This is a genomic window from Nocardioides mangrovicus, from assembly GCF_003674065.1.
GTDB lineage: Bacteria > Actinomycetota > Actinomycetes > Propionibacteriales > Nocardioidaceae > Marmoricola > Marmoricola mangrovicus.
The window spans coordinates 469,509-490,806 of record NZ_RDBE01000006.1 but is presented as its reverse complement, the minus strand read 5'-3'; the positions used below and the strand labels follow the sequence as shown (position 1 = coordinate 490,806).

Below are 21,298 nucleotides of genomic sequence, written 5' to 3'. Positions count from 1 at the left end.
CGCGTCGCTGCTCAACCACCGGGTGGGGCGCTGGCAAGCATGCCTCACTGATGACGCCACGTGACCCGCTCAGCCGAACTCGACCGCCGTGCACACCCACCTGCCCTCCAGGTGCTCCACTCGCAGTGCGAGGGCGCGGGAGCGCTCGCCCTGGCGCACGTGGACGCTGACCTCGGCGGTGGCGGGGTCGGGCTGGAAGCAGTGGACGCTGCGCACGTGCGAGCGCACGCGTCGACGGCGCTGGTCGGGCCGGCTGACGCCGTTGAGCACCGAGCAGCGGTCCACGATCCGCGCGTGCACGTCGGCGCTGGTGCAGCGCAGCAGCTGATGGGGGGTGCGGTCGCCCGAGACCACCTCGACCAGCGCCTGGGCGAAGCGCACCGCCCAGGCCTTGACCGGCGACGCGCTGCCGGCGACCAGCCGCAGCCCGGGAGCCGCCGGCAGGTCCTCGACGCCGCCGGCCCAGGGCGGGCTCAGCGCGAGGGCGCCCTGGGTCGGGTGCTGGTCGGGTTCGAGGGAGACGCCGAACAAGGTGGCGTGGTCGGCCAGCCGCGTGACGCCGGCGACCCCGCTCCGGGGCAGGCTGGTCGGGGGCAAGCTGGTGGGGGGAAGGGTGCGGTTCATCGGTTCTCCTGCGTGGTGGTCGTCTCCAGCCGGACGCCCGGCTCGATGAGGTCCGGGTCGGCGCCGATGCGGGCCCGGTTGCGGTCGTAGAGGCGTCGCCAGCCGCGGTCGATGTCGGCCGGTGTGGCCGTGCGCGGCAGTTCCTCGGCGGTGATGCGCCACAGCGAGTCGCCCGGGCGCACCACGATCGAGGCGGGGTGAGCGACCGGCGTCTCGGGGCGGTCGGGGACGGGCAGGCCGTCGGCCAACCCGGTGGCCAGCCCGGTGGCCAGCCCGGTGACCAGCCCGGTGACTCGCGTCGACGTCCCGGTCGGGTGGGGGTGGTCGGCCGCGGTGGCCGGGGCCGCGACGACGCCGGCGACGGCGATGCCGCACACGCCCAGCAGCACCGGTCGCAGCATGCCCGGGCAGCCGGCCCAGCCGGTCAGCTCGCGACCGGCCCAGGGCTCGAGGGCCACCAGCACCAGCAGGACCGTCAGCCAGGCCGAGGCGGCCAGCAGCAGCCACGCGCACAGCGCCACCAGCAGCGTGGCCAGGTCGGCGTCGTGCCGCAGCAGGGCGGCGCGCTCGGCGGGAAGGACGCGCCAGCAGCCGACGCCGCCCAGGGCGGTCAGGGAGGCGGCCAGCCACGGCCCCCACCAGCGTCGACCCATCTCGATACCTTTGTTTGCCTACGTTTGCCTCATACAACGTCTGATCAGAGCAGTTGTCAAAGGGTTGTCCACAGGGTTGAGTGAGGCCATGACGTCCGGGTCGGGCTGGCTGCTGGGGGTGCTCGACGACCTCGAGCAGCAGGCGGAGGGGCTCGCGCTGGTCGAGCGCGACCTGGAGGTGGCCGACCGGGCGCGTGCGGAGTACGCCGAGGTGCCGCTGCTGGCACGGGTGCACGCGGTCGTGGACCGGCCGGTGCGGCTCACGCTGCTCGGCGGCCTGCGTCTGGAGGGCACGGTGACCCGCACCGGGGCGGACTGGCTGCTGCTCGCCGACCCGGCCGGGCAGGAATGGGTGGTGCCGGTGCCGGCCGTGGCGGTGCTGCGCGGTGCGCCGGCCCGGGCGGTGCCGGCCAGCGCCGTCGGCGTCCTGCGACGGCTCTCGCTGCGCGCGGTGCTGCGCCGACTCGCCGACCAGAGCGCGGTGTGCGTGCTCCACCTGGTCGACGGCGCCACGCTGGAGGGCCGGCTGCTGCGGCTGGGCGAGGACTTCGCCGAGCTGCGGCTGGCCGGCGACGTCGGCCCGGAGGGCTACGACGTGGTGCCGCTGGTGGTGGTGGCCGCCGCGCGCTTCAGGTGAGCCGGGTCAGGTGAGCCGGATCAGGTGAGGTGGGCGCCGGCCAGGTGGCGCGGTGGCTCCTGGTCGTCGCGGCGCACCGCGCGCCGGCCCAGGTCGACCAGGGCGATGAGCAGCGCCACCAGGACCAGCCCCAGCGTGGTGCGCAGCGCCACGGAGAAGGCCTCGCCGAAGTCGCCGCGGGTGGCGCCGACCTGGTCGAAGAACTGCGCGAGCACGACCGCGACGCCGATCGCGGACCCGGTGCGCTGCGCGGTCTGCAGCAGCCCGCCGCCGGCACCGGCCTTGGCGGGGTCGACCTCGTCGAGCGAGAGCGTGATGTTGGGCGAGATCACCATCCCGCCGCCCAGCCCGGCCAGGAGCAGCAGCGGGGCGAGCTTGAGTCCGACGTCGCCCTCGACGCGCGGCACCACGACGTCGAGCCCGACCAGCGCGACCGCAACCATCACCAGACCGGTCACGGCCAGCCAGCGCCCGAAGCGGCCCACCAGGCCACCTGCGACGTAGGCCGAGGTGGCCGAGCCGACCGCGAAGGCGACCTGGGTCGCGCCGGCCTGCAGGGCCGAGTAGTGCAGGCCGGTCTGCAGGTAGAGGGTGAGGATGATGAAGATCGAGGTGAACCCGGCGAAGTAGAAGGTGCCCAGGCCCAGCCCGAAGACGTAGGAGCGGATCCGGGGGAGGGCCAGGTCGACCAGGGTGGCCCGGCCGCGCCGGTCCCAGTGCCGCTCCCAGCGCCAGAACCCGACCAGCAGGGCCGCCGCTACCGCCAGCAGCCACCACGGCCGCTGCGAGAGGCGCTCGCCCTGCTTGCCCTCGACGACCGGCAGCAGCACCAGCACCACCGAGGCGGCGAAGAGCAGGACGCCCACCGGGTCCAGCGACTGCCGGGGGCCGCGCTCGGTGCGCGGCAGCCAGCGCAGCGCCAGCACCACCAGCGCCAGCCCGATGGGGGCGTTGACGTAGAAGACCAGCCGCCACCCGAAGTCCGAGCCGCCCAGCTGCACCAGCAGCCCGCCCAGCAGCGGGCCCAGCGCGGTGGAGACGCCGATCGTGGTGCCGAACAGCCCGAAGGCCCGACCGCGCTCGGGACCCTTGAACAGGTTCTGGATGAAGCCGGAGACCTGCGGCGTGATCAGCCCGCCGCCCGCGCCCTGCACCACCCGGGCCAGGGCGATCCACAGCGGGCTCTGCGCGGCTCCGCAGGCCGCGCTGGCCAGCGTGAACACCGCGACGCCGACGATGAAGACCTGACGGCGACTGCGGGCGTCGCCCAACCGTCCTGCGGGCACCAGCGCGACGCCGAAGGCCAGCGAGTAGCCGGCCACGACCCACTGGATCGTGGCGTCACCGGCATGCAACCCGCTGCGGATGGTTGGCAGCGCCACGTTGACGATGCTGACGTCGAGCAGCGTCATCGCGCCGGCCACCAGGCACAGGGCCAGCGCTCGCCACCGGTCCTGCTCCTCGGCCATCACCTGTTCACCGTAACGACGCCACGGCGGCAGCCGGAGGCTCCCTCCGGGTGGAACCGTCGCCGGTGGGAGGGCCGATCTCGGGAGGTCGTTCGTGCTCGTCGCCGCCATCGCTCTGGCCGCTGCCGCGGCCGCCGGACCCGACCGCTCGTTGGCGGGCTGCGGCGGCGTGCCGGTCGTCGCCCATCGCGGCGTCCACAGCGTCCACACCACCGAGGACTCCGCCGCCTCCTTCTTGCGTGCGGTGCAGAAGGGGGCCGACGTCGTGGAGGGCGACGCCCGGCTCTCCGCCGACGGCACCTGGGTGCTCATGCACGACCCCACCGTCAACCGCACGACGAACGGCCGCGGCCGCGTCAGCCGCCTCCACGACGCCACGCTGGCCCGGCTGCGCTACACCGACGGCCGCGTGGGCGTCTCGACCCTGGACGCGTCCCTGACACCGCTCGACGCGGCGCCCGCGCAGCTGCAGATCGAGATCAAGCCCGCCTCGCCGGGTCGCGGCGCGCTGCAGCGGTTCATGGCCGTGCTCGACGCCCACGGCCTGCGCGCGCGGGCCACCATCACCTCCTTCCATCCCGCCGTCCTGGCCCGGCTGCGCCGTCTCGACCCCGGCTGGCAGACCGCGCCGATCCTCACCCACGCGCCGCGGCATGCGGCGTCGATGCGCCGCTACGGCGGCTCGGTCGACCTCGCGGCACACGCCGTCACCTGGCGCGCGGTGCGGGCGCTGCACCGGGCCGGCGTCACGGTGCAGACCTGGACCGTCGACTCCCACCCCACCTGGCGCCGCGTGGTGCGCAACGGGGTCGACGGTGTCATCACCGACCAGGTCTCCCGCAGCCAGCGGTGGTGCCGGTCGGTGGGGTGAGAGGCGGGCCTCAGACCTCCTCGGTCGCCTCGCTGCCCTCGTCGCTGCCCTCGTCGCTGAACGGGTGCTCGGCGATGAACTGCTCCGCGTCGCGGAAGGCGCGCTGGATGTAGGTCTCCAGATCGTCGGCCTGCACGCGCCACTGACCGCGGCCGCCGATCTTGGCCGCCTTGAGGTCGCCGCGACGCACCAGGGCGTACACCTGCGCGCTGGAGGTGTTGAGGATCTCGGCCACGTCGGCGAGCAGCAGGAACCGCGGGCTGGGGGGCATGTGCATCACTGTGCCACCTGGGACGCAACCGTGCCCACGTGGACGCAAAGACCTGTGGACGACCGCGTTTGGACCCTCAGGAAGGGGAAGGCTGGTCGGCACAGGAGGCGGGTGCGATGACGAGCATGCTGGGACGACCGCGAGCGGTCGACACCGAAGTGGGCGCCGGTGGCGACGCCGTGCCCACGGCCCGACGGCACCGGAGGCCGGGGTGGCGCGACCCGCGGGTGCTCGTCGGGCTAATCATCATCGCCGCCTCGGTGGTGCTGGGGGCCAAGGTGGTCGGCGCCGCCGACGACACGGTCGGGGTGTGGGCCGCGCGCCACGACCTGGCGGCGGGCACCACCGTGGGCAGCGACGACGTCGAACGGGTGCGGATCCGCTTCACCGGCGACGACCAGGCCGACCGCTACCTCGCCGCCGACCGGTCGCTGCCCCGCGGGGTGGTGCTGACGCGCGCGGTCTCCGACGGCGAGCTGCTGCCGCGCGCGGCGCTCGACCAGTCCCGTGGCGCGGTGGTCGAGGTGCCACTGTCGGTCGACGTCGACGGGTTGCCGGCCACAGTGAGGCAGGGGTCGCGGGTCGACGTCTGGGTGAGCCCGCAGACGGCGACCACGGCCGACCAGCTGGCCGACGCCACGCGGGTGCTGGACGACGTCGTGGTGGTCGAGGTCCCCAAGGCCGTCGACTCGCTGACCCCCACCGGCACCCGTCAGGTCATCGTCGGCGTCACCCGCGCGCAGGCCGACGACCTCGGCCAGGCGCTGGGCAGCATCGCCGCGGGACGCGTCGTGATCACCCGGCGGGGCTGAGCCGGTGCTGCCGGAGACCCGCACCACCGTGCTGCTCGCCGCCGCGGGCGCGGCCTGGGAGTCCGCGGCGCTGCGCGGGCTGGCCGCGGCCGGAGTGGTCGTGGTCAAGCGCTGCGTCGACCTGGCCGACCTGCTCGCCACCGCCGCCACCGGCCAGGCCGAGGTGGCGGTCGTCGCCGCCGACCTGCCCGGGCTCGACGCATCCTCGATCACCCGGCTGCTGCGCGGCGACGTCCGCACGGTCGCGGTCGGCGACGAGGGCATGACCAGCCTGGGCCGGATCGGGATCACCGAGGTGGTCGGCGCCGAGGCCGTCGACGACCTGGTTGAGGTGGTGCGCCGGGCCGCGTCGCGCGAGCTTGTCGAGGATCCGGTCGCCGGACCCGACGCGGTGACCTACGACGCCGCCGACGACGAGCCGGGCCGCACCGTCGTCGTGTGGGGACCGACCGGCGCCCCGGGCCGCACCACGGTCGCCATCGGCCTGGCCGCCGAGCTCGCCCGGCGCCACGGCACCGCCGGCGGGGCGCGGGTGGTGCTGGCCGACCTCGACCCCTACGGCGGCGCGGTGGCGCAGACGCTGGGGGTGCTCGACGAGGTCTCCGGGCTGCTGGCCGCGGCCCGGCTGGGCAACGCCGGCGAGCTCGACGCCCGTCGCTTCGCCGCGTGCCGCCGCGTCGTCGCCGGGATGGAGGTGCTCACCGGGCTGCCGCGGGCCGACCGGTGGGTCGAGGTGCGCGAGGCCATCACCACCGACCTGCTCGGGCTGGCCGCCGCCCGCGGCGACGTGGTCGTCGACACCGGCTTCTGCCTGGAGGACGACGACGGGTGGGGGCGCGGAGCCGGGCGGAACCGGATGACGCTGGAGGCGCTGCAGGCCGCCGACGACGTGGTGGTCGTGGGCAGCGCCGACCCGGTGGGGCTCTCGCGGCTCGCGCGGGCGCTGGTCGAGCTGGGCGACGTCGTGCCGGGCGTCGCGCCGTGGGTGGTGGTCAACCGGATGCGCGACCGGCTGGGCTGGAGCGAGCACGACATCACCGGCATGGTCGAGGGCTTCACCCGGCCCCTGGGCGTGGCCTTCCTCCCCGACGACCAGGCCGCCTGCGACCGCGCGGCCGTCGGCGGGAAGACGCTGGTCGAGGTCGGCGAATCGGCGCTGGGGCAGGCGATGTGCGCCCTGGCGGAGCGGGTGGTGCCCGCACCGGCGCGGCCCCTCGCCGGGCGCCGCGCCGGTGGGCGCCGTCAGCTGCTGAAGAGGAGCCAGAGGCCGGCGTAGGTGTAGGCCACCATCAGCACCAGCATCGGCAGCTGCCCCACGATCCGCGAGCGAGGCGGCAGCAGGCGCAGCACCCGGTCATGGGCGGCCACCGCGCCGGTGATGTGCCCGACGACGATCGCCAGGACCTTCACGTCCGCCAGGAACGAGGGGTGCTGGGAGAGCCAGTAGTCGACCGTGAGGCCACCGGTGCCGAGCAGGTTCGAGCCGTCGACCATCGGGTCCGAGAGCTGGATCAGCGTCACCTGGCCCTGCTCCACGAAGTAGGACAGGTAGTGCGCGGTCATGTAGCCCACGACGATCGGCACCAGCGAGTGCACCAGCAGACCCGGCAGCGCACGGCGCGGCCCTCGCTCGGTCGACACCGTGGTGCCTCGGCCGGTGGCCATCGCCGCGAGCGAGAACGTCGCCGCGATGACGCCGCAGAACACCACCAGCGCCACCGAGTTGGTCAGCTCCGGCGACACCGAGAGCGAGTCGACGAAGCCGGCCCAGTGCAGGTTGTCCTTGTAGCTGTCGAAGGCGGTGCTGCCGAACAGGACGGCCAGCACCGCCACCAGCCCGGGTCCGCGCGGCGTCGCGGCCAGGCCGGCCAGCGGGCTGCGCCACACCAGGACGCCGTCGGCTCGTCGCCCGATGACGGCGAGCCGGCCGACCAGGGTGGAGTACACCTCGAAGGGATCGGCCCGGGCCAGCCACACGTCGCCGAACACCACGGCGCCGACGAAGGTGATGACGACGTAGAGGATCAGCCACACCTGCACGCTGACCAGCAGCGTGCCGTCCTCGTTGGCGAGCTCCTGCCACACGAAGGCCAGCAGCCCCAGCGCCGCCGGCCAGTAGCCCAGCCATGCGGGGTAGCGCGCCAGCCCCTGGTCGGGACGGACGCCGCGGGCGCGGGAGACCAGTGCGTGCAGCGTCCGCACCGGGCTGACCAGCCGGAACGCCGGGCCGAGCAGCAGGGAGGCCGGCACGATGCCCACCCACAGCAGCACGTAGAAGGTGCCGAAGATCGGGTTGGTGACGACGTCGGGACCCACGGCCGTCGGCCAGGCCAGGTAGGCGGCGAACGCCAGGCCGAGGCCGCGCAGCGTCCAGCGCAGGCCGAGGCTGTCGACGAACCGGGCGAGGGGAGCGGCGACGGGCCGGCCTCGCGCCGATCCGTCGAAGCGGGACACCCGCCAGGCCAGGGCGAGCACCAGGAACGAGACCGCCAGGGCGGCCGCCCCCGCCGTGATGGCGAGGGCGGCCGGGATCGGCAGGTCCTTGGCGCCGCCGACCCCGTGGAGCGGGACCGGCACCGCCACGGGCACCGCCACTACTTCACCTCGAGCTGCGCGATGAGGGTGTCGGTGGCGTGGTCCTCCAGCTCCACGACGCCGGGGACCTTCAAGGTGATCTTCTTGGTGGTGGTGCCCTTGGCGAACTCGATGTGCTGCTCCGGTGAGGAGTGCAGGTGCAGCTCACCGGGGGCGTCGGCGTCGATGGTGAGGGTGATCGGCTTCTTCAGCGGGACGCTGATCTTCTTGTTCGTCGGCGTGACGGTGTCGCCCTTGACGGTGATGTGGATGTGCTGGGTGGTGCTGCTGGAGCCACCGCTGCTGCCGCAGCCGGTGAGGAGGACCGCCGCGCAGGCGAGCGCGAGCAGGCGGATGCATCTGGACATGGGTGATCGCTTTCTGGTGACGGGACATGACGCTGGGCGAGGAGGTGCGCTGGCACCGACTCGTTGCCCGCGTCAGGGCCCTCTGACCAGGACGACGCCGCGCAGCAGCGGCCACGCGTGCGGTCGACGTAGCCGGACGACGAACGGCGCCGGCCGCCTCGCCGGAACCGTCGGCACGAGGGGTGCCGCCAGCTGACGGATGCCCTCGACCAGGAGCGCGACGATCGTCCACAGCGCGCGCTCACCGCCGGCCAGCCACAGGCCGACCACGACGGCGGCCGCGACGTGGGCCAGCGCCATGGCGGCGTGGGGACCGGTCATGTCGGCCACGAGGTGCTGCACCGGTGCGGGGACCGAGGCCTGCGTCGGGGCGGTGTGGGAGCGCCCGTAGGTGAGCTCGTAGTACGTGCCGTGGCGGCTGGTCGTCGGCGGTGCCGGCACGAAGCGCGGAGCGCTCGTGCGCCGGATCGGCGGGTCGCCGCGATGGCCCGACATCGCCGTCAGCGTGCCGTGGGTGAGGAGCTGGCCGCCGACGCACAGCAGCACCACCCGCAGCCGCGAGGCCGGCCGGGCCAAGAAGGCGTAGGACATCAGCAGCCCGAGCCCGGCCATCACGGCCAGCGCCGGCCAGCGCGGCATCAGGCCCTGCGCGGAGACGTGTGCGGCCACGCCCGAACCCAGCGCCACCCCGGTCAGCAGGGCGGCACGGAGCCAACGCAGGGCAGGACGTGCCACCGGCTCATCATGGTCCATGCTTGGGTGCCATGAGCGAGCGGCTGCGCGCGGGGGACCTGTCGGTCCTGGCGCGGGAGTCGGCCCGCACCCCGATGCACAACTCGACGCTGGAGATCTTCGACCCCGGCACGTCCGGGTTCGACCACGACCGGCTGGTGGCCCACATCGACGACCGGATCGCGTTCGTGCCGCGCTACCGCCAGCTGCTGCGGCGCGTCCCGGGTGGCGTCGGCAACCCGGTCTGGGTCGACGACCCCGACTTCGACCTGCACTATCACGTGCGCCGCTCGGCGCTGCCGCGTCCGGGTAGCACCGACCAGCTGCGCGAGCTCGTCGCCCGCATCATGTCGCGGCGCCTGGACCGCGCCCGCCCGCTGTGGGAGGTGTACGTGGTCGAGGGGCTCGAGGGGGGCCGGGTGGCCGTGCTCTCGAAGTCCCACCAGGTGCTCGTCGACGGCGTCCGCACCGTCGACCTGGGCCAGGTGCTGCTCGACGTCGACCCCGGCCCGCGGCGGCTGGTCGCCGAGGACTGGCGCCCGGCCCGCCAGCCCGGCGCCGCGGCCCTGGTCGCCGGCGCCGTACAGGACGCGCTCGGCGACCGAGACGTCGCCCTCGACGCGCTGCGCAGCACCGGCCAGGCGGCCTGGCGCACGGCGGGCGCGGTGACCTCCGGGGCTCGGTCGGTGGCCGGGGCGCTGGCGGTGGGACGACGCCGGCAGGCGCCGGAGTTCGTCTTCGACGTCGACCCCTCCGAGCAGCGTCGGGTCGTGCTGGTGCGCACCGCGCTGAGCGAGTACCGCAAGGTGCGCCGGGTGCACGGCGGCACCGTGAACGACGTCGTCCTGGCGACCATCGCCGGTGGCATCCGGGTCTGGCTGATGACGCGGGCCGAGACGGTCTCCAGCCACCGCCGGCTGCGCGCGTTGGTGCCGATGAGCGTCATCGACGACGAGCAGGAGCCCACCAGCCTGGGCAGCAGCGTCATCGGCCACCTCATCAACCTGCCCATCGGCGAGAGCTCGCCGGTGGTGCGGCTGCACCAGGTCTCCTACGCGCTCAAGGCCCACAGCGAGGCGGGCAGGGCGGTGGCCGCCGACCGCATCGCCGGCGTCGCCGGCTTCGCGCCGACCACCTTCCACGCGCTCGGCACGCGGGTGGCGCTGGCCGACCAGCACCACGTCAACCTGGTCGTCACCAACGTGCCGGGCCCGCAGTTCCCGATGTTCGCCGCGGGCGCGGAGATGCTCGAGACCTACCCGCTGCCGCCGCTGCTGCCCGGGTTCGCGCTCTCCATCGGCGTCACCTCCTACGACGGCTCGGTCTACTACGGGATCACCGCCGACCGCGACGCGCTGGCCGACGCCGACGTGCTGGGCCAGTGCGTGCGCGACGCGCTCGACGAGCTGGTCGACTCCGCCACCGACTCCAAGCGCCGTGCTCCGCGCGGGCGCGTGAGGAAAACCGAGAAGGAGAGCGACGCATGACCCGGGTCTACATCCCGCTCACCCTCGCCGGCCTGGCCGACCTGCAGGCGTCCGGCACGCTGGCGCCGCCGCTGCGGGCGCACGCCGTCACCGACGCGGTGCGCGAGGAGTGGGCCGGGGCGAGCGAGGAGGAGTGGGAGTACGAGGCGCTCAACCTGGCCGCCGACGACTGCCCGCCGGGCCGACGCGTGGTGGTGGCGGCCGACGTCTCCGTGGTGCGCCCCGACGATCCCGAGGACCCCACCCTGGTCGTGGTCGAGCACGAGGTGCCGCTGCGCCGCGTCGCCGCCGTCCACGCCGACCTCACCGAGGTCGACGCCACCCAGGAGGAGGACCTGCGCTGGTTCGCCACCCAGGAGATCCCCGACCTACTGTGACGTCCATGGACGCCGTCACCACCCCGCCCGCCCCGACCAACGAGCCCAACCTGTCCTACGCCCCCGGCAGCGCCGAGCGGGCCGCCGTGGAGACCGAGCTGATCCGGCTGCAGGCCAAGGCCGAGGACCTCACCGCCACCATCGGCGGCGAGCAGAAGATGGGCGGCGGCGCCGAGCTCGAGGTCGTCCAGCCGCACGCGCACGCCTCGGTGCTGGGCGTGCTGAAGAACAGCACCAAGGCCGACGCCCGCGCGGCGGTGCGAGCGGCCACCGAGGCGGCGCCGTCGTGGCGGGCGCTGCCCTTCGACGAGCGGGCCGCGATCATCCTCAAGGCCGCGGACCTGCTCGCCGGTCCGTGGCGCGCGCGGCTCAACGCCGCCACCATGCTCGGACAGTCCAAGACGGTCTGGCAAGCCGAGATCGACGCCGCCTGCGAGCTGGCCGACTTCTGGCGCTTCAACGTCCACTTCGCCCGCCAGATCCTGGCCGAGCAGCCCATCGCCAACGCTGCCGGCGTGTGGAACCGCACCGACCACCGCCCGCTCGAGGGCTTCGTCTACGCCATCACGCCGTTCAACTTCACCGCCATCGCCGGCAACCTGCCCACGGCGCCGGCGCTGATGGGCAACACGGTGATCTGGAAGCCCTCGCCCACCCAGCAGCTCGCCGCCCACCACACGATGGCGCTGCTCGAGGCGGCCGGGATGCCGCCCGGCGTCATCAACATGCTGCCCGGCGACGGCCTGGAGGTCTCCGACGTCGTGCTGGGTCACCGCGACCTGGCCGGCATCCACTTCACCGGCTCCACCCCCACCTTCCAGCACCTGTGGGGCACGGTCGGGGCGAACCTGAGGTCCTACCGGTCCTACCCGCGCATCGTCGGCGAGACCGGAGGCAAGGACTTCGTCGTCGTCCACCCCTCCGCCGACGTCGAGGTCACCCGCACCGCGCTGATCCGCGGCGCCTTCGAGTACCAGGGCCAGAAGTGCTCGGCCGCCTCGCGCGCGTACGTCGCGCGCTCGGTGTGGCGCCGGCTCGAGGCCGACCTGGTGGCCGAGACCGAGTCCATCGCGATGGGCGACGTCACCGACCTGTCCAACTTCATGGGCGCCGTGATCGACGACCGCGCCTTCGCCAAGCACAAGAAGGCCATCGCCCGGGCCAAGCGGTCCTCGAAGCTGGAGATCCTCGCCGGCGGCCGGACCGACGACTCGGTGGGCTACTTCGTCCGGCCGACGGTCGTGGAGTCCACCGACCCGACCGACGCGATGTTCAGCGAGGAGTACTTCGGCCCCATCCTCGCCGTCCACGTCTACGACGACGGCGACTACGAGTCGGTGGTGGACCAGATGGAGTCGATCGCCCCTTACGCACTCACCGGCGCGGTCATCGCCCAGGACCGTCACGCCGTCGACTGGACCACCGACCGGCTGCGCTTCGCCGCCGGCAACTTCTACGTCAACGACAAGCCGACCGGTGCCGTCGTCGGCCAGCAGCCCTTCGGCGGCGCCCGCGCCTCGGGCACCAACGACAAGGCCGGCTCGGCCGCCAACCTGCTGCGCTGGACGTCGCCGCGCTCGATCAAGGAGACGTTCGTCCCGCCGACGGACTACCGCTACCCGCACATGGGCTGACAGCAGGGCGCTGGTCGAGGGGTTGCGCTGGCAACCGTCTCGACACCTGCGTCGGTGTCGTGTCGTTCCGATTGTCGGCGGCTCGTCGTAGCGTTGACGGGCATGAGGCGCCCCCACCAGCTCGTGGCGACCGTCCTGGTCGAGCCCGCAGCGCTGCGCGACCTCGAGCTGGAGCTGATGAGCAGCGACCTGTGGGTGTGGCCGGTGGCCACCTCGGCGGTCAGCGTCGACGGTGAGCGCCACGCCTTCCAGGTGCGCCACCGCATGGTCGAGGCCAAACGGGGGGAGTGGGACTGCGCGGCGGCATGGACGCCGGTCTTCGTCGCCTTCGGCGCCAGCTGGTACGACGGCGAGGAGCCGCTGCCGTGGGCCGCGCACGTCGCGCTGTGGCAGGTGCTGGCCGAGCACGCCGACCGGGTGCGGCACGGCAAGCGGCTGATCGGCGTGCCGCACCTCGGCGTGCCGCACGACCAGGTGCGTCAGGCCAAGTAGTCGCGTCCCACGCGGTTCTCGGCCTTCAGGGCCTTGGTGAGCAGGTCGACCAGCAGCCCCTCGATCTTGCCGCCGACCAGCGGGATGGAGACCTTGCAGTCCATGTGCACGGTCTCGGTGGTGGTGCCGCCGGACTCGGAGATGGTGATCGTCCCGTTCATCTCACCGGGCTTGCCGGGGATGGAGACGTGGACGGTGCCCTGCGTGGGGGAGGCCCACTGCTCCTCCTGCAGGATCGTGATCTCCTCGCCGACGAACTTGGTGGCGAAGGAGGGGATGCCCTGGGCGGTCTGCACCTGCTCGATGCGCACGGTCATGCCCTCGCCGGCCGGCGTGATCGAGACGTCCTTGCGGATCACCCGCTGGGCGTCGCACACCAGGTTGCGGAACTTCTCGTCGCCCAGCATCGCGTAGACCTGCTCGGCGCTCGCGCCCTCGTAGGTCAGGGCATGGTCGATCGTCTTCGTCATGGCGGCATCATGTCCCACGTGGACGAGGTGGAGCGGGAGCGGTTCGTCGCGTTCGGCGAGGAGGGCGAGCAGCTCACCTACGGCAGCTACCTGCGGCTCCCGCAGCTGCTGGACAGCCAGCACCTCGAGAGCGGTGACGACGCTCGGCCGCCCGCGCACGACGAGCTGCTCTTCATCGTCATCCACCAGGCCTACGAGCTGTGGTTCAAGCAGCTGCTCCACGAGGCCGAGACGGTGCGCGACCGGCTGATCTCCACCGAGGCGGCCAGCGGCGGCCGCGACCTGTGGTTCTGCCGTCACCTGCTCACCCGGATGCACGTCATCGAGCGGCTGCTGGTGCAGCAGGTGGACGTGCTGGAGACGATGACGCCGCAGGACTTCTTGCAGTTCCGCCAGCGTCTCGCGCCGGCCAGCGGCTTCCAGTCGGTGCAGTTCCGCGAGCTGGAGTTCCTCTCCGGGGCCAAGGACGCCGGGTACCTGCAGCGCTTCCGCGGCCTGACCGACGCCGAGGAGCGCGGCCTGGAGCGCCGGCTCGCCGAGCCGAGCCTGTGGGACGGCTTCGTCCACGTGCTGGGGGAGGCCGGCCTCGACGTCTCCTCGACCGACGCGATCACCGCCTCGCTGCGCCGCGTGGCCCATGACCGCTCCTCCTACGCCGACGTGTGGGGCTTGGCCGAGGCGCTGCTCCAGCACGACGAGCTGGCCGCGGCCTGGCGGGCCCGCCACGTGGTCATGGTGGAGCGGATGATCGGCGCCAAGACCGGCACCGGCGGCTCCACGGGGGCCACCTACCTGCGCTCGCGGCTGGACCTGAAGTTCTACCCCCTGCTGTGGGACCTGCGGTCGGTCCTCTGAGGCGTCGCGTTCCCGGCCGTCCTGCGCGCCGAGGCGTCGCGTCCCCGCGTGTCCTGGTCGCTGAGACGTCGCAACCCAGCACCCCGGGAAGCGCGCTCCGCGCGACGCGCCGGGCTGCCAGGTGGCGACGTCTCGGCTCCTGCGTCTTCGCGCGCGAGAAGTTCTGGACGCTTCGAGGTCGGCCCCGCACGTCGCTCGCCTGCGCCCGCTCGTGCGGGGCTAACCTCGAAGCGTGTCCGCAAGCCTTGACGCACGCAAAGACGCGTTGCTGAACGACCTGTTCGCGCAGGCCAAGAACCTCCCCACCCTCGACGGGGTGGACCTGGAGGCGCTGATCCGGGGCTACTACCGCCACGTGCCGGCCGAGGACATCATCGACCGCACGTCGCGCGACCTCGGTGCCGCCGTGCTGCACCACCTCGGCACCGCCGGCAACCGGCCGCAGGGCACCGCCGTGGTGCGGTTGCTCACCCCGCTGCGCGACCGCGACGGCTGGAGCGTCGGCGGCCGCACGGTGGTCGAGGTGGTCACCGACGACATGCCGTTCCTCGTCGACTCGGTGAGCATGGCGCTCGACGCCGCCGGGCACGAGGTGCGCGCCCTGTTCCACCCGCAGTTCGTGGTGCGACGCGGCGTCGACGGCGAGCTGCAGCAGGTGCTGGCCGACGACGCCGCGACGGGGGCGCACGACGTCGAGCGCGAGTCGTGGATGCACGTCGAGATCGACCGGCTGCCCGAGGGCGACGGCACCGAGCAGGCCGCCGTGGAGGCCGCGCTGCTCAAGGTGCTCCAAGACGTCCGCGAGGCCGTCGAGGACTGGCCGCGGATGCACCACCAGGCACGGGTGCTGGTCGAGGAGCTGGCCGAGCACCCGCCGTCGCCCGCGAGCGCGATCACCGGCGAGGAGGTCCAGCAGACCCGCGACTTCCTGCTGTGGCTGGCCGACAACCACTTCACCTTCCTCGGCTACCGCGAGTACGACCTGGAGGATCGCGAGGACGGGACGTTCCTGCGGGCCGTGCCCGGCACCGGGTTCGGCATCCTGCGCGGCGACCCCGACGGCGGGGCCGACGCCGGCCGGCTGGCCGACGCCGTCGCGGGCCGAGCGCGGGAGAAGCAGCTGCTGGTGCTGGCCAAGGCCAACTCCCGCGCCACCGTGCACCGCCGGGTGCACCTGGACTACGTCGGGGTGAAGAAGTTCGACGCCGCCGGCGAGGTGGTCGGCGAGAAGCGCTTCCTCGGACTGTTCTCCTCGGCCGCCTACACCGAGTCGGTCACCCGGATCCCGATGCTGCGCGAGAAGGCCCGCCGCGTGATCGCGCTGGCCGGCTACGAGCCGATGAGCCACGCCGGCAAGGCCGTCATGGACGTGCTGGAGACCTACCCGCGCGACGAGCTGTTCCAGACCCCGGCCGAGGACCTGGTCCGCATCGCCGACGCTGTCGCCCAGACCCGCGAGCGGCGCCAGCTGCGGCTGTTCCTGCGCCGCGACAGCTACGGCCGCTACCTCTCCTGCCTGGTCTACCTGCCCCGCGACCGCTACAACACCTCGGTCCGCGAGCGGATCTCGACGATCCTCAAGGACCGGCTGGGCGCTGACAGCGTCGACTACACCGCGCGGGTCACCGAGTCCTTCGCCGCCCGGCTGCAGTTCGTGGCCCGGCCGCCGCAGGGCCAGGAGCTGGCCGACGTCGACACCGGCGCGCTGGAGCAGGAGCTGGCGCAGGCCGCGCGCTCGTGGACCGACGACCTCGCCGCCAGCGTGCTGGAGCGCGAGACCGACGACGGTCCGCAGCTGGTGCGCCGCTACTCCGAGGCGTTCCCGGAGGCCTACAAGGAGGACTACGACGCCGCCACCGGCGCCGAGGACCTCTGCCGCATCGTGTCGATGGGCGAGGACGACCTGCAGCTGCTGCTCACCCCGCAGCACGCGGGCGCTGGCGAGGCGCGGCTGAAGATCTTCCGCACCGGGCCCTCGCTCTCGCTCTCGCAGGTGCTGCCGATGCTGACCGCGATGGGCGTCGAGATCGTCGACGAGCGGCCCTACGTGCTCACCGGGCTCGACCAGCCCACCCACATCTACGACTTCGGCCTCCACCTGGGCCGGCCCTGGCCGCAGGCCGCGCTCGAGCCGTTCCAGCACACCGTCGAGGCGGTGTGGCGCGGCCAGGCCGAGAGCGACGGCTTCAACGCGCTGGTGCTCGGCGCCGGGCTCACCTGGCGACAAGCGATGCTGCTGCGCGCCTACGCCCGCTACCTGCGGCAGGGCAACACCCCGTACTCCCAGGAGTACATCGAGGAGACCCTGGCCGCGAACGTCGACATCACCGGCTACCTGGTGGCGCTCTTCGAGGCCCGGTTCGACCCCGGCCGCAACGGCCTGGCCGCCGACGCCGAGTCGCGCGTGGCCAAGTGCGAGGAGCTGGTCACCCGCATCACCCGCGCCCTGGACGACGTCGCCGGGCTCGACCAGGACCGGATCCTGCGCTCCTACCTGGCGCTCATCGGGGCCACGCTGCGCACCAACTACTTCCAGCCCGGCGCCGACGGCGAGCCGCACCCGTACCTGTCGCTGAAGCTGGAGCCCTCGCAGATCCCCGACCTGCCCGAGCCGCGGCCGCGCTTCGAGATCTTCGTCTACTCCCCGCGCGTGGAGGGCGTGCACCTGCGCTTCGGCGCGGTCGCCCGCGGCGGGCTGCGCTGGTCCGACCGGCGCGACGACTTCCGCACCGAGGTGCTCGGGCTGGTCAAGGCGCAGATGGTCAAGAACACCGTCATCGTGCCGGTGGGCGCGAAGGGCGGCTTCGTGTGCAAGCAGCTGCCCGACCAGAAGGACCGCGACGCCTGGCTGGCCGAGGGCATCGCCTGCTACCGCACCTTCATCTCCGCGCTGCTCGACGTCACCGACAACCTGGTCGGCGGCGCCGTCGTGCCGCCGGGCCTGGTGGTGCGTCACGACGCCGACGACTCCTACCTCGTGGTCGCGGCCGACAAGGGCACCGCCACGTTCTCCGACATCGCCAACGAGGTGGCCAAGAGCTACGGCTTCTGGCTCGGCGACGCCTTCGCCTCGGGCGGCTCGGTCGGCTACGACCACAAGGCGATGGGCATCACCGCGCGCGGTGCGTGGGTCTCGGTGCAGCGCCACTTCCGCGAGCGCGGGATCGACTGCCAGGCCCAGGACTTCACCGCCGTCGGCATCGGCGACATGTCCGGCGACGTCTTCGGCAACGGGATGCTGTGCTCCGAGCACATCCGGCTGGTGGCCGCCTTCGACCACCGCGACATCTTCCTCGATCCGAACCCCGACCCGTCCGCCTCCTACGCCGAGCGCCGCCGGCTCTTCGACCTGCCCCGCAGCTCCTGGCAGGACTACGACGCCGACCTGGTCTCCGAGGGCGGCGGGATCTACTCTCGCGCCGCCAAGTCGATCCCGGTCAGCGCCCAGGTCCGGGCGGCGCTCGGGCTGGCCGCGGACGTCGTCGCCCTCTCGCCGCCCGAGCTGATGCGCGCCATCTTGCTCAGCGAGGTCGACTTGCTGTGGAACGGCGGCATCGGCACCTACGTCAAGGCCTCCGACGAGACCGACGCGCAGGCCGGCGACAAGGCCAACGACGCCATCCGCGTCGACGGTCGCGACCTGCGCTGCGCCATCGTCGGCGAGGGCGGCAACCTCGGGCTCACCCAGCTCGGCCGCATCGAGTACGCCCATGCCGGCGGTCGCCTCAACACCGACTTCATCGACAACTCCGCGGGCGTCGACACCTCCGACCACGAGGTGAACATCAAGATCCTGCTCGACCGGGTCGTCGCCGACGGCGACCTGAGCGAGGACGACCGCAACGAGCTGCTGGCCTCGATGACCGAGGAGGTCGGCTCGCTGGTGCTGGCCGACAACTACGAGCAGAACCTGGCGCTGGCCAACTCGATGCACCAGGCGGCCGACCTGCTGCACGTGCAGGAGAGCTGGATGCGGCAGCTGGAGGCCGACGGCCGCCTCAACCGGGCGCTGGAGGGGCTGCCGAGCCGTCGCGAGAACGCCGGGCGCATCGAGCGCCGCGAGGGGCTGACCGATCCCGAGCTGTGCGTGCTGCTGGCCTACGCCAAGATCGGGCTGGCCGAGGAGCTGCTCACCACCGACCTGGCCGACGACCCGTTCCTGCGCAACGACCTGTACTCCTACTTCCCTCACGCCATGCGGCAGGACTACCGGTCGGCCATGGAGGCCCACCCGCTGCGCCGCGAGATCATCGTCACCCAGATCGTCAACGACCTGGTCAACGGTGCCGGCATCACCTACCTCCACCGCCTCGGCGGCGAGACCGGCGCCACGCCGGCCGAGCTCACCCGCGCCAACTTCATCGCCCGCGAGGTGTTCGGCACCGAGGCGCTGCGTCGTGAGATCAACGGCTTCGACAACCGGGTCGACGCCGCGGTGCAGACCCGGATGCGGCTGGAGGTGCGCACGCTGGCCGAGCGCGCCTCGCGGTGGCTGGTGAACAACCGCCGTCCGCCGCTGGACAGCGAGGCCATCGTCGACCACTTCGACGTGATGACGCAGCGCGTGCTGGCGGCCCTGCCCGACGTCATGACCGGCCGCGAGCTCGTCGCCTTCGAGGAGCGGCGCGACGAGTACGTCAAGCAGGGCGTCCCGGCCGAGCTCGCCGCCCGCGTGGCCGCGATGCCGCCGGCGTACATGATCATCGGGATCGTCGAGACCGCCTCGCGCGACGGCCTGGACCCCCTCGAGGTCGCCCGCGTGCACTTCGCGCTGGGGGAGCGGCTCGGGCTGCCCACGCTGGTGGCCCGGATCCTCGCGCTGCCGCGCACGGACCGCTGGGAGACCATGGCCCGCGCGGCCTTGCGAGACGACCTGCACGGCGTCCACACCCAGCTCACGGCCCAGGTGCTGGCCGCGACGTCGCCCGACGACGGCGCCCCGGCCCGGGTGACCGACTGGGAGTCCGAGGAGGAGGTCGTCGTCTCGCGGGCGGTCGCCACCTTGGAGGAGATCTGCAGCGACGAGTCGGCCGACCTGGCCCGGCTCTCCGTGGGCCTGCGCGTGGTCCGCTCGCTGCTCGCCTGAGAGTTCGCGTACGGTCACGCGCGTGTCGTTGACCGAGACCGAGCGCCGGCTGCTGGACCACCTCGACGAGGACCTGCTGGTCGAGCGGCTGGCGGCGCTGGTGCGCGTGCCGAGCGTCTCGGGCACCCAGGGCGAGGTCGACGTCGTCGACGTCGCGGCGCAGATGTTCGCCGAGGCGGGGCTCGCGATCGACCGCTGGGAGATCGACCTCGACGAGCTGGCCGCCGACCCGTGGTTCCCGGGCGCCGAGGTGGAGCGCGAGCGGGCGCTCGGCCTGGTCGGCACGACCGACGAGGGGACGCCCGCGCTGATCCTGCAGGGCCACCTCGACGTCGTGCCGCCCGGCGATCCCTCGGCGTGGGGCCTGACCGATCCGTTCTCCGCCGAGGTGCACGAGGGCCGGCTCTACGGCCGCGGCGCGTGCGACATGAAGGCCGGGTTCGCGGCCAACCTGGCCGTCGTGGAGACCCTGCGCGCCGCCGGGGTCACGCTGGAGCGGCCACTGGCGCTGCACGCGGTCACCGGTGAGGAGGACGGCGGCCTCGGCGCCTTCGCGACCCTGCGGCGCGGGCACCGCGGCGACGCCGCGGTGCTCACCGAGCCCACCGGCGACCGGCTCGTCGTGGCCAACGCGGGCGCGCTCACCTTCCGCATCGAGGTGCCCGGACGCTCGGCCCACGGCAGCTTGCGCCAGGAGGGGCAGAGCGCGTTCGAGGCGTTCTTGCCCGTGCACCGCGCGCTGCTCGACCTCGAGGCCGCCCGCAACGTCGACGTCGACCCGCTCTTCGGGGAGCGGACGCTGCCCTACTCGCTCTCGGTGGGCCTGGTCAGCGCCGGCGACTGGGCCAGCAGCGTGCCCGACCGGCTGGTGGCCGAGGGCCGCTACGGCGTGATGCTGGGGGAGGACCCCGCCGCCGCGCGCTCGGCCTTCGAGGACGTCGTCACCGAGGCCAGCCTCAAGGACCCGTGGCTGCGCGACCACCGACCCGTCGTCACCTGGCCCGGCGGCCAGTTCGCCTCCGGCCGGCTCGACCCCGGCCACCCGCTGGTGGCCGCGACCACCGCGGCCGTCGTCGACACCGACGGCGTGGAGCCGCCGGTGCGCGCCGAGGTCTACGGCAGCGACCTGCGGCTCTACTCCGGCGTCGGCGGCATCCCCACCCTGCACTACGGGCCGGGCGACCCCCGGCTGGCCCACGCCCCACTGGAGCACGTGGAGCTGGCCGACGTCGTGGCCGTCACGCGGGCGCTGGTGGTGCTGACGGCGCGCTGCTGCGGCGTTCGTTGAGCATCATCTGATGCTAGATGCGATGCATGCGAACGACCGTCACGATCGACGACGAGCTCGTCGCGCGCGCGAGTGAGCTCTCCGGCATCGCCGAGCGATCGGCCCTGCTCCGCGCCGGGCTCGAGGCGTTGGTCCGGGTCGAGAGCGCACGACGGCTCGCGGCGCTCGGCGGGTCGGACCCCGAAGCCTCGGCAGGGCCGCGTCGCCGCGACGGAGCAGCGTGATCCTGGTCGACACCTCGGTGTGGATCGATCACCTCCACCGGCCGGTCCGGGAGCTGACGGACCGGCTGGCCGACGACGCCGTCAGGTGTCATCCGGCGGTAGTGGAAGAGCTCGCGCTCGGGTCGATCGTGAACCGCACGACGATTCTGGCGCTGCTCTCGCACCTGGTCGGCTTCGTCCGGGTCGGGCATCACGAGCTGCTGGGGTTCGTCGACGCGCAGCGGTTGTGGGGCCGCGGGCTGAGCGCAGTGGATGCGCAGCTGCTCGGGTCGGTGCGCGTCACGCCGGGGGCCACGCTGTGGACCCGCGATCGGCGGCTGGCCCAGGCCGCGCGCGAGCTGGGAGTGGCCCACGTCGAGGCGTCGACCTGAGCG

At 73.3% G+C, this 21,298-nt stretch carries 21 protein-coding genes; 13 read left to right on the top strand and 8 right to left on the bottom strand.

Going from position 1 to position 21,298, the window contains the following annotated elements; all coding sequences use genetic code 11:
- Window positions 1-69: 69 nt before the first annotated feature.
- Both D9V37_RS08360 and D9V37_RS08355 read right to left on the bottom strand, forming a co-directional pair.
- Window positions 70-624, bottom strand: coding sequence for an Rv3235 family protein (locus D9V37_RS08360; protein WP_121805651.1), 555 nt, complete (start codon window positions 622-624; stop codon window positions 70-72).
- Window positions 621-1,277 carry a LysM peptidoglycan-binding domain-containing protein gene (locus D9V37_RS08355; RefSeq protein WP_121805650.1) on the bottom strand — a complete coding sequence of 219 codons (657 nt, stop codon included), beginning with the start codon at window positions 1,275-1,277 and terminating at the stop codon, window positions 621-623. Before D9V37_RS08355 ends, D9V37_RS08360 begins: the two co-directional genes overlap by 4 nt.
- 88 nt (window positions 1,278-1,365) lie before the next feature.
- Here D9V37_RS08355 and D9V37_RS08350 point away from each other — a divergent pair, with 88 nt between their 5' ends.
- Entirely contained in the window at window positions 1,366-1,914 is a 549-nt protein-coding gene (locus tag D9V37_RS08350; protein WP_121805649.1) for a hypothetical protein, read from the top strand.
- Between the two features lie 20 nt (window positions 1,915-1,934).
- Here the strand turns inward: D9V37_RS08350 and D9V37_RS08345 are convergent, their stop codons facing one another.
- Entirely contained in the window at window positions 1,935-3,383 is a 1,449-nt protein-coding gene (locus D9V37_RS08345) for an MFS transporter (protein WP_121805902.1), read from the bottom strand.
- A 94-nt stretch (window positions 3,384-3,477) separates the two neighbouring features.
- Here D9V37_RS08345 and D9V37_RS08340 point away from each other — a divergent pair, with 94 nt between their 5' ends.
- A complete protein-coding gene (locus tag D9V37_RS08340; protein WP_121805648.1) occupies window positions 3,478-4,254 on the top strand; it encodes a glycerophosphodiester phosphodiesterase in 777 nt (258 codons plus the stop codon).
- A gap of 10 nt (window positions 4,255-4,264) precedes the next feature.
- Here D9V37_RS08340 and D9V37_RS08335 read toward each other — a convergent pair whose 3' ends face one another.
- Window positions 4,265-4,525 carry a helix-turn-helix domain-containing protein gene (locus D9V37_RS08335; protein ID WP_121805901.1) on the bottom strand — a complete coding sequence of 87 codons (261 nt, stop codon included), beginning with the start codon at window positions 4,523-4,525 and terminating at the stop codon, window positions 4,265-4,267.
- A gap of 116 nt (window positions 4,526-4,641) precedes the next feature.
- On the opposite strand from D9V37_RS08335, the gene D9V37_RS08330 reads away from it, so the two are divergent.
- The gene (locus D9V37_RS08330; protein WP_121805647.1) at window positions 4,642-5,337 is read left to right on the top strand and encodes a hypothetical protein; all 696 of its coding nucleotides are present in this window, start codon (window positions 4,642-4,644) and stop codon (window positions 5,335-5,337) included.
- 4 nt (window positions 5,338-5,341) lie between these two features.
- Window positions 5,342-6,613, top strand: coding sequence for an AAA family ATPase (locus D9V37_RS08325; protein ID WP_158604416.1), 1,272 nt, complete (start codon window positions 5,342-5,344; stop codon window positions 6,611-6,613).
- Here the strand turns inward: D9V37_RS08325 and D9V37_RS08320 are convergent.
- The 3 genes from D9V37_RS08320 to D9V37_RS20035 all read right to left on the bottom strand — a co-directional run bounded on the left by D9V37_RS08320 (window position 6,580) and on the right by D9V37_RS20035 (window position 9,014).
- On the bottom strand, window positions 6,580-7,932 hold the full coding sequence (locus tag D9V37_RS08320) for a hypothetical protein (protein WP_232524815.1): 1,353 nt from the start codon (window positions 7,930-7,932) through the stop codon (window positions 6,580-6,582). The two genes, D9V37_RS08325 and D9V37_RS08320, sit on opposite strands and share 34 nt — an antisense overlap.
- Window positions 7,932-8,279 (bottom strand): hypothetical protein, encoded by a 348-nt coding sequence (locus D9V37_RS08315; protein WP_121805645.1) that lies wholly within the window; start codon window positions 8,277-8,279, stop codon window positions 7,932-7,934. Before D9V37_RS08315 ends, D9V37_RS08320 begins: the two co-directional genes overlap by 1 nt.
- Window positions 8,280-8,351: 72 nt before the next feature.
- Complete coding sequence (locus D9V37_RS20035; protein ID WP_147455898.1) at window positions 8,352-9,014, bottom strand: hypothetical protein; 663 nt, start codon at window positions 9,012-9,014, stop codon at window positions 8,352-8,354.
- Between the two features lie 29 nt (window positions 9,015-9,043).
- Between D9V37_RS20035 and D9V37_RS08300 the strand changes: the two genes are divergently transcribed.
- From D9V37_RS08300 to D9V37_RS08285, 4 genes are all read left to right on the top strand, one after another.
- Window positions 9,044-10,498 (top strand): wax ester/triacylglycerol synthase family O-acyltransferase, encoded by a 1,455-nt coding sequence (locus D9V37_RS08300; RefSeq protein WP_121805642.1) that lies wholly within the window; start codon window positions 9,044-9,046, stop codon window positions 10,496-10,498.
- Window positions 10,495-10,875, top strand: a complete 381-nt coding sequence (locus tag D9V37_RS08295) for a DUF6912 family protein (protein WP_121805641.1) — start codon at window positions 10,495-10,497, stop codon at window positions 10,873-10,875. Before D9V37_RS08300 ends, D9V37_RS08295 begins: the two co-directional genes overlap by 4 nt.
- Window positions 10,876-10,880: 5 nt before the next feature.
- Window positions 10,881-12,509, top strand: coding sequence for an L-glutamate gamma-semialdehyde dehydrogenase (gene pruA, locus D9V37_RS08290; protein ID WP_121805640.1), 1,629 nt, complete (start codon window positions 10,881-10,883; stop codon window positions 12,507-12,509).
- 102 nt (window positions 12,510-12,611) lie between these two features.
- Window positions 12,612-13,001, top strand: coding sequence for a hypothetical protein (locus D9V37_RS08285; RefSeq protein WP_121805639.1), 390 nt, complete (start codon window positions 12,612-12,614; stop codon window positions 12,999-13,001).
- Here D9V37_RS08285 and D9V37_RS08280 read toward each other — a convergent pair.
- Window positions 12,989-13,471 carry a DUF2505 domain-containing protein gene (locus D9V37_RS08280; RefSeq protein WP_121805638.1) on the bottom strand — a complete coding sequence of 161 codons (483 nt, stop codon included), beginning with the start codon at window positions 13,469-13,471 and terminating at the stop codon, window positions 12,989-12,991. The genes D9V37_RS08285 and D9V37_RS08280 overlap by 13 nt on opposite strands.
- Before the next feature lie 18 nt (window positions 13,472-13,489).
- On the opposite strand from D9V37_RS08280, the gene D9V37_RS08275 reads away from it, so the two are divergent.
- The 5 genes from D9V37_RS08275 to D9V37_RS08255 all read left to right on the top strand — a co-directional run bounded on the left by D9V37_RS08275 (window position 13,490) and on the right by D9V37_RS08255 (window position 21,295).
- On the top strand, window positions 13,490-14,326 hold the full coding sequence (locus tag D9V37_RS08275) for a tryptophan 2,3-dioxygenase family protein (protein ID WP_232524814.1): 837 nt from the start codon (window positions 13,490-13,492) through the stop codon (window positions 14,324-14,326).
- A 232-nt stretch (window positions 14,327-14,558) separates the two neighbouring features.
- A complete protein-coding gene (locus D9V37_RS08270; protein WP_121805636.1) occupies window positions 14,559-19,412 on the top strand; it encodes an NAD-glutamate dehydrogenase in 4,854 nt (1,617 codons plus the stop codon).
- Window positions 19,413-19,434: 22 nt separating this feature from the next.
- Complete coding sequence (locus tag D9V37_RS08265) at window positions 19,435-20,700, top strand: ArgE/DapE family deacylase (protein WP_232524813.1); 1,266 nt, start codon at window positions 19,435-19,437, stop codon at window positions 20,698-20,700.
- Window positions 20,701-20,726: 26 nt separating this feature from the next.
- On the top strand, window positions 20,727-20,924 hold the full coding sequence (locus tag D9V37_RS08260; protein ID WP_121805635.1) for a type II toxin-antitoxin system VapB family antitoxin: 198 nt from the start codon (window positions 20,727-20,729) through the stop codon (window positions 20,922-20,924).
- Window positions 20,921-21,295: a type II toxin-antitoxin system VapC family toxin gene (locus tag D9V37_RS08255; RefSeq protein ID WP_121805634.1), complete on the top strand. Its 375-nt coding sequence runs from the start codon at window positions 20,921-20,923 to the stop codon at window positions 21,293-21,295. Before D9V37_RS08260 ends, D9V37_RS08255 begins: the two co-directional genes overlap by 4 nt.
- Window positions 21,296-21,298: the final 3 nt, after the last annotated feature.

What these genes read in the sequence shown, in the direction of transcription:
- D9V37_RS08330 (WP_121805647.1), top strand. Translation starts at nt 4,642, where the DNA reads ATGACGAGCATGCTGGGACGACCGCGAGCGGTCGACACCGAAGTGGGC.
- D9V37_RS08295 (WP_121805641.1), top strand. Translation starts at nt 10,495, where the DNA reads ATGACCCGGGTCTACATCCCGCTCACCCTCGCCGGCCTGGCCGACCTG.
- D9V37_RS08360 (WP_121805651.1), bottom strand. Translation starts at nt 624, where the DNA reads ATGAACCGCACCCTTCCCCCCACCAGCTTGCCCCCGACCAGCCTGCCC.
- D9V37_RS08260 (WP_121805635.1), top strand. Translation starts at nt 20,727, where the DNA reads ATGCGAACGACCGTCACGATCGACGACGAGCTCGTCGCGCGCGCGAGT.
- D9V37_RS08300 (WP_121805642.1), top strand. Translation starts at nt 9,044, where the DNA reads ATGAGCGAGCGGCTGCGCGCGGGGGACCTGTCGGTCCTGGCGCGGGAG.
- D9V37_RS08285 (WP_121805639.1), top strand. Translation starts at nt 12,612, where the DNA reads ATGAGGCGCCCCCACCAGCTCGTGGCGACCGTCCTGGTCGAGCCCGCA.
- D9V37_RS08280 (WP_121805638.1), bottom strand. Translation starts at nt 13,471, where the DNA reads ATGACGAAGACGATCGACCATGCCCTGACCTACGAGGGCGCGAGCGCC.
- D9V37_RS08355 (WP_121805650.1), bottom strand. Translation starts at nt 1,277, where the DNA reads ATGGGTCGACGCTGGTGGGGGCCGTGGCTGGCCGCCTCCCTGACCGCC.
- D9V37_RS08350 (WP_121805649.1), top strand. Translation starts at nt 1,366, where the DNA reads ATGACGTCCGGGTCGGGCTGGCTGCTGGGGGTGCTCGACGACCTCGAG.
- D9V37_RS08345 (WP_121805902.1), bottom strand. Translation starts at nt 3,383, where the DNA reads ATGGCCGAGGAGCAGGACCGGTGGCGAGCGCTGGCCCTGTGCCTGGTG.
- D9V37_RS08315 (WP_121805645.1), bottom strand. Translation starts at nt 8,279, where the DNA reads ATGTCCAGATGCATCCGCCTGCTCGCGCTCGCCTGCGCGGCGGTCCTC.
- D9V37_RS08335 (WP_121805901.1), bottom strand. Translation starts at nt 4,525, where the DNA reads ATGCCCCCCAGCCCGCGGTTCCTGCTGCTCGCCGACGTGGCCGAGATC.
- pruA (WP_121805640.1), top strand. Translation starts at nt 10,881, where the DNA reads ATGGACGCCGTCACCACCCCGCCCGCCCCGACCAACGAGCCCAACCTG.